This window comes from Novosphingobium sp. PC22D, from assembly GCF_002556635.1.
Lineage (GTDB): Bacteria > Pseudomonadota > Alphaproteobacteria > Sphingomonadales > Sphingomonadaceae > Novosphingobium.
This window is the reverse complement of the sequence record NZ_MWMO01000001.1, coordinates 711,891-724,162: the sequence shown is the minus strand read 5'-3', so window position 1 is coordinate 724,162 and position 12,272 is coordinate 711,891. Positions and strand designations below refer to the sequence as shown.

12 protein-coding genes and 1 tRNA gene are annotated in these 12,272 nt (G+C 67.9%); 7 read left to right on the top strand and 6 right to left on the bottom strand.

Annotation, left to right across the window (positions count from 1 at the left end; genetic code table 11):
- Positions 1–113: 113 nt before the first annotated feature.
- The 3 genes from B2G71_RS03380 to B2G71_RS03370 are packed head-to-tail and all read right to left on the bottom strand — an operon-like array spanning position 114 to position 2,785.
- Positions 114–1,511, bottom strand: a complete 1,398-nt coding sequence (locus B2G71_RS03380) for an SPOR domain-containing protein (RefSeq protein ID WP_098104436.1) — start codon at positions 1,509–1,511, stop codon at positions 114–116.
- A gap of 21 nt (positions 1,512–1,532) precedes the next feature.
- Entirely contained in the window at positions 1,533–2,051 is a 519-nt protein-coding gene (locus tag B2G71_RS03375) for a hypothetical protein (RefSeq protein WP_098104313.1), read from the bottom strand.
- Between the two features lie 14 nt (positions 2,052–2,065).
- On the bottom strand, positions 2,066–2,785 hold the full coding sequence (locus B2G71_RS03370) for a ParA family protein (protein ID WP_098104312.1): 720 nt from the start codon (positions 2,783–2,785) through the stop codon (positions 2,066–2,068).
- Positions 2,786–3,104: 319 nt separating this feature from the next.
- On the opposite strand from B2G71_RS03370, the gene B2G71_RS03365 reads away from it, so the two are divergent.
- The 4 genes from B2G71_RS03365 to bfr are packed head-to-tail and all read left to right on the top strand — an operon-like array spanning position 3,105 to position 6,208.
- Complete coding sequence (locus B2G71_RS03365; protein WP_240529982.1) at positions 3,105–4,184, top strand: SPOR domain-containing protein; 1,080 nt, start codon at positions 3,105–3,107, stop codon at positions 4,182–4,184.
- A gap of 4 nt (positions 4,185–4,188) precedes the next feature.
- Entirely contained in the window at positions 4,189–5,415 is a 1,227-nt protein-coding gene (locus tag B2G71_RS03360) for a DUF418 domain-containing protein (protein ID WP_240529981.1), read from the top strand.
- A gap of 58 nt (positions 5,416–5,473) precedes the next feature.
- Complete coding sequence (locus B2G71_RS03355) at positions 5,474–5,668, top strand: (2Fe-2S)-binding protein (RefSeq protein ID WP_098104309.1); 195 nt, start codon at positions 5,474–5,476, stop codon at positions 5,666–5,668.
- 60 nt (positions 5,669–5,728) lie between these two features.
- The gene (bfr, locus tag B2G71_RS03350) at positions 5,729–6,208 is read left to right on the top strand and encodes a bacterioferritin (protein WP_098104308.1); all 480 of its coding nucleotides are present in this window, start codon (positions 5,729–5,731) and stop codon (positions 6,206–6,208) included.
- A gap of 45 nt (positions 6,209–6,253) precedes the next feature.
- Here bfr and B2G71_RS03345 read toward each other — a convergent pair whose 3' ends face one another.
- Positions 6,254–8,275: a S9 family peptidase gene (locus B2G71_RS03345; RefSeq protein ID WP_240529995.1), complete on the bottom strand. Its 2,022-nt coding sequence runs from the start codon at positions 8,273–8,275 to the stop codon at positions 6,254–6,256.
- Positions 8,276–8,465: 190 nt separating this feature from the next.
- On the opposite strand from B2G71_RS03345, the gene B2G71_RS03340 reads away from it, so the two are divergent.
- Positions 8,466–9,587, top strand: a complete 1,122-nt coding sequence (locus tag B2G71_RS03340) for an AI-2E family transporter (protein WP_098104307.1) — start codon at positions 8,466–8,468, stop codon at positions 9,585–9,587.
- On the opposite strand, the gene der is transcribed toward B2G71_RS03340, so the two are convergent.
- Positions 9,588–10,967 (bottom strand): ribosome biogenesis GTPase Der, encoded by a 1,380-nt coding sequence (der, locus tag B2G71_RS03335; RefSeq protein ID WP_098104306.1) that lies wholly within the window; start codon positions 10,965–10,967, stop codon positions 9,588–9,590.
- Positions 10,968–11,084: 117 nt separating this feature from the next.
- Here der and B2G71_RS03330 point away from each other — a divergent pair, with 117 nt between their 5' ends.
- Positions 11,085–11,654, top strand: coding sequence for a CHAP domain-containing protein (locus tag B2G71_RS03330; protein ID WP_098104305.1), 570 nt, complete (start codon positions 11,085–11,087; stop codon positions 11,652–11,654).
- Positions 11,655–11,707: 53 nt separating this feature from the next.
- Here the strand turns inward: B2G71_RS03330 and B2G71_RS03325 are convergent, their stop codons facing one another.
- Positions 11,708–12,034 carry a DUF3297 family protein gene (locus tag B2G71_RS03325; RefSeq protein WP_098104304.1) on the bottom strand — a complete coding sequence of 109 codons (327 nt, stop codon included), beginning with the start codon at positions 12,032–12,034 and terminating at the stop codon, positions 11,708–11,710.
- A gap of 79 nt (positions 12,035–12,113) precedes the next feature.
- On the opposite strand from B2G71_RS03325, the gene B2G71_RS03320 reads away from it, so the two are divergent.
- Positions 12,114–12,188 (top strand) — tRNA-Val (locus tag B2G71_RS03320).
- Positions 12,189–12,272 lie beyond the last annotated feature (84 nt).

The window sequence follows — 12,272 nt, the reverse complement described above, 5'->3', positions numbered from 1 at the left end:
CGCAATCGTCCCGCTCCGTGCACCACGCGCGGCTCCGTCCAGAAAAAACCCCCGCCGCAAGCGACGGGGGTTGCAAGGATACGCAAAAGGGGATGCGTGAGGAAAAGGGGCGCTCAGTTGCGCGCGAGCATCGCTGACGAGCCCTTGCGGGCGGGCAGTGCGCCGGGCAGCGGGCGGCTCGCGGCATAGGCGATGCAGCCGTGGCTGCCACCGCCGACGCCGGAACACAGAGCCCGGGCCGAACCGAGGTCGAAGCCGGCGGCGGAGACGCGCCAATAATGCTTGCCGCGCACCACCGCCTCGGTGAGCACGAGCTTGTGATCGCGCAGCGCCGGATTGCGCTCGAGATAGATGTTCCAGGCCTGCCGCGCGCGCTCGGGCGACGAGAAGGAGCCGAGCTGGACGAGATGCGTCGCCTCGCCGGGACTCGGCTCGGCCACGGCGCGCGGTGCCGCAGCGGGCTCGCTGACGGCGCGCGCCAGCGGTCCTTCGTAGCGCGGCGTCGCCTGGACCAGCGGCTCCGAAACATAGCTGACCGCGCCCGCGATCTCGCGCGGCTGCGTCGTCGGTCGGAAATCATCGTCATGCGCGACAACCGGCTCGCTCTCGGCGGGGCGCATCGCGGCGACGGGCTTGCGATCGGTCGCGGGTCCCGCATCGGCGCCCCAGAAGCTCTCGCCGGTGCGGACCGGCGGCAGCTCGTCCTGCGGCGCCCGGCCGGGCTGCGGAAGCGTTTCATCCACCGGCACGGCATCGGCGGCGGCGAATTGCGGCGCCGCCTCACTTGCGGGCACGGCACTGTCGCCCAGCGCGAGCATCGCGGGCTGTCCGGGATCGGAGCGGACCGGCGCGCCGAGCAGGCTCGCGACGCGGCGGCTGTAGTCCTCCGGGCGTCCCTGACGGGCCCATTCGCTGATCCGCGCATCGAGCTGGTCGGCCGGAACGTCCTGCGCGGCCATGATCCGCGCCTCGCGCCAGCGTCCGTCGAGGGCATAGGCATAGGCGAGGTTCTGGCGCAGCTTCGGCGTGTCCTGGCCACCGCGCAGCGCATCGGAAAGTATGGAGACACCCTCACCCGTCGAACCGGCGAGCGCGAGCGCCAGGCCGAGATCGCCAGCGGGGATCGTATCGCGCCATTGGGTGAGCAGCGCGACCGCCTCGGACTGACGGCCCGAGCCGATGTAGGCGAGCGACATGCCAAGCGCGGCACGGCCCGAGACTTCGCCGAGCGCGATCGCGTCCTCGAAGGTGGTGGCAGCCGAAGCGAAGCGGCCGACCGAGAGATAGGTCTGAGCGAGCGTGACGCGCGCGGCGGCATCGTTCGGCGCCTTGAGGACCTGCTTTTCCGCCTGCGCCACCTGCTTTTCGGTGACGAGATCGGCGCGCGGGGATGCCGCGCCGCGGCCAGCGCTGGCGACGTGGCCGGTTCCGGCACAACCGCTCACGAGAGCCGCCGCGAGCGCCGTGCACAGCGCGAATCGAAGCGGCATCGTCGAGGTTCGGTCTTGCATCGTTGTCATCCCTCGTAGGAGCTAACTGCGCCCGCGGACCGTGCCGGCGAGCATGGCGATATCGGGCATCGCGGCGAGATGGCGGTCGAGCGCTTCGGTCACGATCGCCTGCGCACTCTCGCCCAGCAGCGTGCTGGCAAGCCGCAGCGCGAGATGCCGGTCGGGATCGAGGCGCAACGTAAAGGCAACACGGCGGTGCTGGTCGCACGCCGCGTCGTGTCGGGGCCCTCCGAGCTTGGCGACGATCGGTGAACGGGCGCGCAAGGCCTCGGGCGACAGCGGCTCGTCGTTCGCGGGCCGCTTGCCGGGCGTCCGCACGTCACATTTCACGATCCGCGCGATCGGCTCGGGGACGGCATCGGGCTCGCGGGGGTCGGTCCAGCCCATGTCGTTCCAGCCGAGATCATCCTCGGAGCCGCACAGCATGTTGCGCTGGAAAGGGTCGAGCGGAATGATCTGCGCGCGCATGGCCGGGCGAGCCGCCCCCTTGCGCGCGAGCAGAGTGGGCGAGAGCGACGAGAATCCGGCGTGATGGGCCATTTCGGTGCTTTCGCTCAGGAGCCGGCGATACGGCGGCCGAAACCTCCGACGGGACGGTTGACGCCCGCAGCCATCGGCTGGCTGGCCGATCCGGAAAAGATGGTCCGCCGGAAGTTCTTTTCGAGCCGGTCGGCAAGATAGTTCCACAGCGCGGTGACTTCCTGCGCCGAACGGCCCTGCGGATCGACTTCCATCACGGTGCGTCCGTCGATCATCGACGCCGCGAAATCGGTGCGGTGATGCATCGTGATCGGCGCAACCGTGCCATGCTGCGACAGCGCGACCGCGGCCTCGGCGGTGATCCGGGCCTTGGGCGTGGCGGCGTTGACGACGAAGATCAGCGGCTTGCCCGCGCGCTCGCACAGATCGACCGTGGCGCCCACCGCGCGCAGGTCATGCGGGCTGGGGCGGGTCGGCACGACGATCAGTTCGGCGACCGAAATGACGCTCTGGATCGCCATCGTGATCGCGGGCGGGGTGTCGATCACGGCGAGCTTGAAGCCCTGCTGGCGCAGGATCTGCAAGTCGCCCGCGAGCCGCGCCACGGTGGTCTGCGCGAAGGCCGGCAGTTCGGCTTCGCGCTCGTTCCACCAGTCGGCGAGCGAGCCTTGCGGGTCGATGTCGATCAGGACGACCGGCCCGGCACCCGCACGCTGCGCCTGCACGGCCAGGTGACCGGACAAGGTGGTCTTGCCGGAGCCACCCTTCTGTGATGCCAATGCCAGAACTCGCAATGTGTAGCCCCCTAACGATGCGAAAACCGATTAAAAATGCATGTCTTCGCAAAGGGGAATCGCAGATCGTTCCTAATTTAGAGTTAAGGCAACACGCGGCGATGGCAAAGGCTTCGACACTCCAAGGCGCAGAATTGGTTTGCTAACAGCTTCTTCACCATGTCAGTTTATCGAAAGATGGGCGTTGGGCCGTCATTCTGCCTTAGCCTGATATCCGGGGCAGCGGGCCTGCGGTAACCACGTCGGCGGGAACTAGGTATTTTTTCGTATGAAGCGATTCGAATCTGCGCTCTTCCCTATGCTCGCCGGATTGTTTGCCATGACGGTCGCGACGTCCGCCATGGCCGACGTCAAGCAAGGAGTCGATGCCTGGAGCGCGGGCGATTACCCGCGTGCGGTGAAGGAGTGGGAGCGGCCCGCGCGCGAAGGTGACGCCGATGCGATGTTCAATCTCGCCCAGGCCTACAAGCTCGGACGCGGGGTGCCGCGCGACCTGACCAAGGCGGAATCGCTCTATGAGCAGGCCGCGGCGAAGGGCCATCTCGGCGCGGCGGACAATTACGGATTGCTGCTCTTCCAGCGCGGCGAGCGCGCCAAGGCGATGCCGTTCATCATCGCCGCCGCCGATCGCGGCGATCCGCGCTCGCAGTATCTGCTCGGCCTCGCCTATTTCAACGGCGACAACGTGCCGCGCGACTGGGTGCGCGCCTACGCGCTGGTCAGCCTCGCGCAGCAGGCCGGGCTCGACCAGGCACGCGGCGCGCTCATCCAGATGGACGAGCACATCTCGCTGCAGGACCGGCAGTTGAGCGTGCCGCTCGCCGCCGAGCTCGCGGCGCGGGCCGAGGCCAACCGCGCCCGGCAAGTCGCCGCCGCCGATCTCGGCGGAGCCCCCTCCGCGTCCGCGGCCGCCGCGCCGCCGCCCGACAAGGGTCCGAGCATCGCCAGCGCAGAGCGCGCGGTCGCGCAGGCCGAACAGGTCGCCAGCGGCGCGAGCCCCGCCCAGGCGGGCGCAGACTATACCCGCACGCCGCAAACCACGACCATTCGCGAGCCCGCGCCCAAGCCCACCCAGTCGGTTCCGCGCGTCGCCTCGATCGTGGACGAGAACGCGAAACCTGCCGCGGCGGCGCCCAAACCCTCCGCGCAGCCGGCAGCCCCCGCCCGCACCGGCCCCTGGCGCGTCCAGCTCGGCGCCTTCGGCGTCGCGGGCAATGCCGAGAAGCTGTGGAGCAGGGTCCGCTCGCGCCCCGAACTGGCGGGTCACGAACGCCTGCTCGTCCCCGCCGGACGGCTGACCAAGCTGCAGGCGGGGGGCTTCGCCAGTTCCGCCGATGCCGAGGCCGCCTGTTCGCGGCTCAAGGCGGGCGGATTCACCTGTATCGCCACGCGGAACTAGGCCCTTGCCCGGCGGCGAGCGGGAGCGCATCGCCGCGCTGGACCTGATCCGGGGCGTCGCGGTTCTCGGCATCCTCGCGATCAACGTGATCGGCTTCGCGGGCCCCTCGCCCGCGACCTACGCGCTCGATATCATGCAACCCGCGACGCCATCCGACCGAGCGGTGTTCGCGCTCAACCTGCTGGTCTTCGACGGCAAGATGCGCGCCCTGTTCACCTTGCTGTTCGGCGCCAGCATGGCGCTGTTTCTCGAACAGAGGGAAGAGGCCCGAGGCGAGGGCGAGGCCCAGCAACTCCGCCGCCTCGCCTGGCTGATGGTCTTCGGCCAGCTCCACTATTTCCTGTTCTGGTGGGGCGACATCCTGTTCCTCTATGGCGCTTGCGGGCTGCTCCTGCTCGCGCTCAGCCCGCTGTCGCCGCGCGCGATGACGCTCACCGCGCTTGCCTGCTTCGCGCTCTGGCACGGCTGGGACGCGCTCGCCTCGTGGCCGGGCATCGAGGCCGAAGAAGCGTTCCGCCAGGGACGCGCGACCGCCGGGCAAGCCGCCGAATACAGGCGCCAGATCGACTGGATCGCCGACCAGACCGAGCGCGAGAACGCGCTCTATCGATCAGGTTACCTGGCAATCCTGCGCTACAAGCTGGCAGAGAGCCCGTTCTGGCTGTTCGCGATGCTTCGCCAGAATCTCGGCGAGACCTTGCCGCTGATGATGATCGGCATGGCGCTGGGACGTTCCGGATTTTTCCGCGGCGCATGGCCGAGGCGCAGGCTCTGGGCCTTCGCGATCGGCACCACGGCGGCGGGCCTCGCGGCGAGCGTGCCGGTGCTCGCCTGGCTGGCCGAGCGCGGCTTTCCGCCGATCGCGAACGGGGCAATGCTCGGGGGGCTGCTCGCGCCGACGCAGATGCTGATCGCGCTGGGTTACGCCGCGCTGCTGGTCCTGGCCGTGCCCGCCCTCGTGCGCACGAGGCCCGGACGGCGGCTCGTCGCGGCCGGGCGCATGGCCTTGAGCAACTACGTCGGCACCACCGTGGTCATGACCGCGATCTTCTACGGCTGGGGCCTCGGTCTGTTCGGTCGCTTCGGCAACCTCGAGCTATGGGCCTTCGTCCTGCTCGGATGGGCGCTGATGCTCGCCTGGAGCGAGCCGTGGCTGCGCCGATTCCGCCAGGGACCGCTCGAATGGGCCTGGCGCTCGCTCACGCTCGCGCGGTTCGTCGCAATGCGCTGACAAATGCTATTGCGATCCATTCGCAAAGCGCTATATTGCGAGTCGAGAGGAAACTCGCATGTACGTATGCATCTGTAACGCCATCAGAATCACCGAGCTTCGCGACGCCGCGCAGCGGTGCCATGGCGATGCGGAAGCCATCTACGCTTCGCTCGGTCGCCCGCCGCAATGCCGCCAATGCATCGAAGAGGCCGAAGACATCATCGAAGAGGAACGCATCGCCGCAAAACTGCCCGTCGCCCTATCCCATTGACTTGCCTCAGAGCGCTGGGGACCCCATAGTCGTCGTTGCGGCGATAAAGGAGTATGGGCGATGCAAGGTGACGCACAGGTCATCGATTTTCTCAACAAGGCGCTTTTGAACGAGCTGACGGCGGTCAACCAGTACTGGCTCCATTACCGGATGCTCGACAACTGGGGCGTGTCGCGCCTGGCCGCCTACGAGCGGCACGAATCGATCGACGAGATGAAACATGCCGATACGCTGGCCGAGCGCATCCTGTTCCTCGACGGTCTTCCCAATTTCCAGGCACTCGGCAAGCTCAAGATCGGCGAGGACGTCGAAGAGATCCTCAAGGCCGACCTCGCGCTCGAGCACGAGGCGTGCCCGCTGCTCAAGGAAGCGATCGCGCATTGCGAGCACGTGCGCGACTACGTCAGCCGCGAGATCTTCGAGCGCATTCTCGAAAGCGAGGAAGAGCACATCGACTTCCTCGAAAAGCAGTTCGATCTGATCAAGCGCATGGGCCTGCAGAACTACGTGCAGCTCCAGAGCAAGCCCGCCGAGGACTGATCGCGCCCGCGGGCCGAGGCCCCGGCGCTGCCGGGGCCCCTTTCCTCAATCCTCGCCGGGGCTCGCCGGTGCCGACTGCTTGTCGGTCCGGTACTTGTCGAACCACGCCAGAATCGCGGAGGCCTTGGCCGCCGATTGCGACGGTCGGGCAGCGATGCCGCCGTGGCTCGCGCCGGGGACCTTGACCAGCGCGGTCGGCACGCCGCGGATCTGCAGCGCGGTGTAGTACTGCTCGGATTCGCTCACCGGCGTGCGGTAGTCCTCGCTGCCGACGACGACCAGTGTGGGCGTCTTGACGTTGCCCACGAGGCTGAGCGGCGAGCGCTTCCAGTAGACCATCGGCTCTTCCCACACGGGCTTGTCGAACCAGTGGTCGTGATAGATCGCGGCGCCGTCCGAGGTCAGACTGAAGCTGCCCCAGCCGATGACCGGCTTTTGCGTGGCGGCGGCCTTGAAGCGGTCGGTCTTGCCCACGATCCAGGCCGTCAGCACGCCCCCGCCCGAACCGCCGGTGACGAACAGATTGTTCGGATCGGCCACGCCATCCGCGATCGCGGCGTCGACCGCGGCCATCAGGTCGTCGTAGTCGGGGCCGGGATAGTCCCGGTCGATCAGCCGCGCGAACTCCTCGCCGTACGAGGTCGAGCCGCGCGGATTGGTATAGAGCACCGCATAGCCGTGCGCGGCGTAGAGCTGATCGTCGGTCGAGAATGCCGGGCCGTAGGCGGCCATCGGCCCTCCATGGATCTCAAGAATCAGCGGCGCGCGCTGGTCGGGCTGAAGCCCCGGCGGCGTCACCAGCCAGGCGTCGATCGGCCTGCCGTCGGGTGCGGTGACCGCCAGCTTGCGCACCGGCGCCATCGCCTTGCCCGCCATCCAGGTGGCGTTGAGATCGGTGAGCCGGCGCCCGGTTCCGCCGGTGGTCACGTAGAGGTCCGCCGGCGCGCTCGTATCGCCGCCGGTATAGGCGACCTTGCCGCCTTTCGAGACGCTGAACTCGCCGCCAGTATAGGGCCGGTCGTAGTGCGATCCGGCGGTCAGGCCGTCGACGACGGTGCTGATCGACCCGCCCGTCGAGACTTTCGCCACGCGCTTCTTGCCGTGATCGTCATACGAGACGTAGATCGTGTTGCCCGCCCACTGCGCGGTGTCGATGCTGCGGTCGAGCCCGGCGGTCAGCGAGCGCGCGCCGCTGCCGTCGGCGTTCATCACGTAGAGCTCGGTGTTCTCGTAGCTCTTGTTGACATCGTCGAAGCCGAGAAAGGCGATCGAGCGGCCATCGGGCGAATAGACCGGCGCGTAGTCCGGCCCTGCGCGGCTCGTCAGGGCCGTGACCGCGCCGCTCGCGACATCGACCGAATAGATCTCGGAGTTATAGGCGTCGCGCTCCCAATCGGCGGTGCGATTGGCGCTGAACAGGATCTTGCGGCCATCGGCGCTCCAGCTCAGCGGCCCGCCATCGTCCCAGTCGCCGAATGTGAGCTGGCGCGGCGCGCCGCCGGTGGCGGAGACGACGAAGACGTGGTCGTATCCCGGCTTGCGGTAGCCGCCGCCGTCGAAGCGGTAGGTCACCTTGTCGATGATCTCCAGCGGCTCGGCCCAATTCGCGCCTTCGGGCTTGGCCGGCGCCTTGCCGAGACTCATGCCGGTGCCGGGAACGCGCATGGTATAGGCGATCTGCGAACCGTCGGGCGACCACGAGATCGCGCCCGGGCTGTCAGGCAGGCCGGTGATCCGGGCGCTCTCGCCGCTTTCGAGCCACAGTACGTAGAGCTGCGGGCCGCTCTCGCCGTCGGTCGAGACATAGGCGATTCGCCTGCCGTCCGGCGACCAGTGTGGCGAGAAATGCGCCCCCTTGCCCGCCACCAACGGGTACTCCCGCCCGGACGCGGCATCGACCAGCCAGAGCGAGGGGATCTCCTTGTCAGTCATGATGTCCGCGGTCTTGCGCACGTAGACGATCTTCGAACCGTCCGGGCTTATCTGCGGGTCTGTCGCGCCGGAAAGCTTGAACAGGTCTGCCCCGGTAAAGGCGCGCTCGGGCCCATCGGCGGCCTGCACGGGCACGATCGGAACGGCGAGCCAGACCGCCGCGGCAGCGGCGAGCAGAACGGGATGCGATTTACGCAAGGGACGGTCTCCACATGATGAGCTTGATCGTCTGATCTAGCAATATTTCGCCCGGCGAATCCAGTTGTGCAAAGAGGCTCGTCGATCGGTGATGGATCTGGTCGAAATGCTGGTATGAGGCTTGGCCATGGCAACCGAAGACAAGACGGGAATCAGGCTCGAGGACGGCGGCTTCCTGGCCGTGGTCCTCATCGTCACCATGCTGTTCGGGTGGCTCATCGCCCCCTTCTTCGGCGCCATCCTGTGGAGCCTGGTCGCCGCGATCCTGTTCGAGCCGCTGACGCGCCGGCTTTCCGTCCGGATCGGCAACCATCCCAACACGGCGGCGCTGCTGATGCTGCTGGCGCTGCTGGCGCTGATCATCGTTCCTGCCTTCCTGCTGGGCATAGCGCTGGTGAACGAGGCGGCGAACCTCTACCTGCGGCTGCGCGAGGGCCACCTCGATGTCGGGCAGATGATCAGCGACGTGCGCGAGGCACTGCCGACGCGTCTGCGGGTGCTCATCGACCAGTACGGCAACACCGATGTCGACACGCTGCGCGAAATGTTCGGTTCGGGCCTGGCGACGGGCCTGAAGGAAATCGCCTCGCGTGCGCTGCTCTTCGGGCAGGGCGCGCTCTCGCTCCTCGCGACGCTGGGCGTGATGCTGTACCTCACGTTCTTCCTGCTGCGCGACGGCCAGCGCATGGGCGACCTCATCAAGGCCGCCGTTCCGCTGCGTCCGAACTTGCGCGACGCGCTGATCCACCACTTCGTCATCGTCGTGCGCGCGACGATGAAGGGCACCGTCGCGGTCGCGCTGGCGCAAGGCACCATCGGCGGCCTCATCTTCTGGATGCTGGGGATCGAGGGCGCGCTGCTGTGGGGCGTGTTCATGGGCTTCTTCTCGCTGCTGCCCGCGATCGGCAGCGGCATCGTCTGGGTGCCGGTGGCGATCTATCTGTTCGTGACCGGCTCGATCCAACAGTCGGTGATCCTCGTCCTGTGCGGCGTGTTCGTGATCAGCGTGGTCGACAACATCCTGCGCCCGATCCTCGTCGGCCGCGACACGCGCATGCCGGATTTCGTGGTGCTGATCGCGACGCTGGCCGGCCTGCAACTGTTCGGCCTCAACGGCTTCATCGTCGGCCCGGTGATCGCCGCGCTGTTCATCGCGGTGTGGAAAATGGTCGCCGAATTGCGCGCGCCCCAGCCCGAGCCGGGCGCGGAACTCGCGCTGGAGGACCAGCCCCCGCGCGATCCGGCCTGACTATTTCCTGGCGAAAGGGTTTTTCGGACTGCGCAGGTTGAGCCGGATCGGCACCGCCTCGAAGCCCAGCTCGCGCCGGATGCCGTTGACCAGATAGCGCTTGTAGCTTTCGGGGAGTTCATCGAGCCGCGTGCCGAACAGCACGAAACCCGGCGGCCGGGTCTTGGCCTGCGTGATGTAGCGCAGCTTGATCCGCCTGCCGCCCGGCGCGGGCGGCGGATTGGCCGCGAGCGCATCGTCGAACCAGCGGTTGAGCGCCGAAGTCGGCACGCGCCGGCTCCACGCCTCGCGAATCCCGAAGGCGGCGCCGAGCAGCTCGTCGATGCCCTTTCCGGTCACCGCCGAGACCGCCAGCAGCGGCACCCCGCGCACTTGCGCGAGCCCTTCGTCGAGCGCGGCGCGGATGCCGTTGAACAGCTTGCTGGCGTCCTCGGCGATGTCCCACTTGTTGATCGCGATCATCAGCGCGCGGCCTTCCTCGAGCGCCATCGAGGCGATCTTGAGGTCCTGGTGCTCGAGCCCCTTGGTCGCGTCGAGCAGCAGCACCACGACTTCGGCGAAGTCGACCGCGTGGCGCGCGTCGGCCACGGCCATGCGCTCCAGCTTTTCGACCACGCGCGCCTTCTTGCGCATGCCGGCGGTGTCGATCAGCCGCACCTGGCGGGCCTCGCCCGATTTGGGATCGGTCCATTCCCAGTCGATCGCGATCGAGTCGCGCGTGATCCCCGCCTCGGGCCCGGTCAGCAGCCGGTTCTCGCCGAGGATGCGGTTGATCAGCGTCGACTTGCCCGCGTTGGGCCGGCCGACGATCGCGAGCTTGAGCGGTGCCTTGAGCAGCGCTTCCTCGTCGAATTCGCCTTCCTCGTCGGCTTCGGGCGGCTGCAGCGGTTCGAGATGCGGCAGCAACGCCTCGAACAGGTCGCCCATGCCCTCGCCGTGCTCGGCCGAGATCGCCACCGGATCGCCGAGGCCCAGCGCATAGGCTTCGAGCAGCCCGCCCTCGCCCGCGCGCCCCTCGGCCTTGTTGGCGAGCAGCACCACCGGCACCGGCGATCCGCGCAGCCAGCGCGCCACTTCCTCGTCGAGCGGCGTAAGCCCGGCGCGCGCGTCGATCACGAACAGCGCGACGTCCGCCGTGGCGAGCGAGGCCTCGGTCTGCGCGCGCATCCGGCCGGGCAGCGATTCGGCGTCCTCGTCTTCCCAGCCGGCGGTATCGACGATCTGGAACTTGAGCCCCAGCAGCTCGGCATCGCCGAAGCGCCGGTCGCGCGTGACGCCGGGCTGGTCGTCGACGAGCGCGAGCTTCTTGCCCACGAGCCGGTTGAACAGCGTGGACTTGCCCACGTTGGGCCGGCCGATGATGATGACCTGAGGGAGCATGATCCGCGCGGACTTGGGCGCAGCGCGTGGTCTTTGCAAGCAAAAGCCATTTTCTTGGCCGCGCGTTTACCATTTCCGGCAGGATCACCCTAACCGGACCCGGCCGATCATGGTTGCATGAGGGTTTACCAGAAACTTGCCGCGATCGCTTTGGGCGCGAGCCTGGCGATGCCGCTTCACGCCGCGACGAGCAGCGACGACGGCGCGGCCTCGAACACCATGCGCAACGTGCTGCAATGCGTGCCCTACGCGCGCAAACTCACCGGGATTTCGATCTTCGGCGATGCCTACACCTGGTGGCAGCAGGCGCAGGGCCGTTATGCGCGCGGCCACGAGCCGCGCGAGGGCGCGGTCCTGGCGATCAAGCCCTATCGCAATTCCAAGCTCGGCCATGTCGCGGCGGTGAGCCGGGTGGTCGATTCGCGCACGATCCTGATCAGCCACGCCAACTGGTCCGCGCCGGGCAAGATCGAGAACAACGTCACCGCGCTGGACGTGTCGCAAGCCAACGACTGGAGCGTAGTGCGCGTCTGGTACGGCCAGACGCAAAGGCTCGGCACGACGCACTGGCCGGTGGCGGGCTTCATCTACGCGGCGAAACCGGGCGAGACTCCGAAGCCCGGGCCCCGCAAGCGCGGCAGGCGCCACGAGGACCCGATCGGCGAGATCATCGCCGGGATCTACTGACAGCGCTCTCGCGGCAAGCGAACCGCGTCAACGGTCCGCCCATACGCAGGACCTCAGGCCTTCTTCGCGACCGGAGCGTCCGCGCCAAGGTCCTCGAACCAGGCTTCGACCGGGCCGGTGAGCTTGATCGTCAGCGGATTGCCCTTGCGGTCCATGGTCTTGCCCGCCTGCACGCGCACCCAGCCTTCGGAAATGCAGTATTCCTCTACATTGGTGCGCACCGTGCCCTTGAAGCGGATGCCGACGCCGCGCTGCAACGTATCGGCGTCGAAATGCGGGCTGCGCGGATTGATCGCGAGCCTATCGGGCGGAACGTCTGAGCCGCTGGCGATGGGAGTCTCTGGGCCGCTGCCCGGTTCGTCTGGCGTCTCTTCGGTCATGGCCAGCGGCTTTAGGCCGTGATGCCCGCTTGTCAATTCGCGCGGCTTCGCCTAAAGGGCGCGCCTTCCGCATCGATGCGGGCGCGTAGCTCAGTGGTAGAGCACACCCTTCACACGGGTGGGGTCGCAAGTTCAATCCTTGCCGCGCCCACCATTGTCTCCCTCAGCTTTGGAACAATGGCGCAGCAGGCGCGACGGCCGCCTTGCGCGCCCAACGGCGAGGCGGCATAGCGCGCGG

Excerpts from the sequence above, each read along its gene's own strand:
- B2G71_RS03355 (WP_098104309.1), top strand. The coding sequence starts at position 5,474 with ATGTACGTATGCATCTGTAACGCCATCAGAATCACCGAGCTTCGCGAC.
- B2G71_RS03325 (WP_098104304.1), bottom strand. The coding sequence starts at position 12,034 with ATGACCGAAGAGACGCCAGACGAACCGGGCAGCGGCCCAGAGACTCCC.
- bfr (WP_098104308.1), top strand. The coding sequence starts at position 5,729 with ATGCAAGGTGACGCACAGGTCATCGATTTTCTCAACAAGGCGCTTTTG.
- B2G71_RS03330 (WP_098104305.1), top strand. The coding sequence starts at position 11,085 with ATGAGGGTTTACCAGAAACTTGCCGCGATCGCTTTGGGCGCGAGCCTG.
- B2G71_RS03340 (WP_098104307.1), top strand. The coding sequence starts at position 8,466 with ATGGCAACCGAAGACAAGACGGGAATCAGGCTCGAGGACGGCGGCTTC.
- B2G71_RS03365 (WP_240529982.1), top strand. The coding sequence starts at position 3,105 with ATGACGGTCGCGACGTCCGCCATGGCCGACGTCAAGCAAGGAGTCGAT.
- B2G71_RS03380 (WP_098104436.1), bottom strand. The coding sequence starts at position 1,511 with ATGCAAGACCGAACCTCGACGATGCCGCTTCGATTCGCGCTGTGCACG.
- der (WP_098104306.1), bottom strand. The coding sequence starts at position 10,967 with ATGCTCCCTCAGGTCATCATCATCGGCCGGCCCAACGTGGGCAAGTCC.
- B2G71_RS03375 (WP_098104313.1), bottom strand. The coding sequence starts at position 2,051 with ATGGCCCATCACGCCGGATTCTCGTCGCTCTCGCCCACTCTGCTCGCG.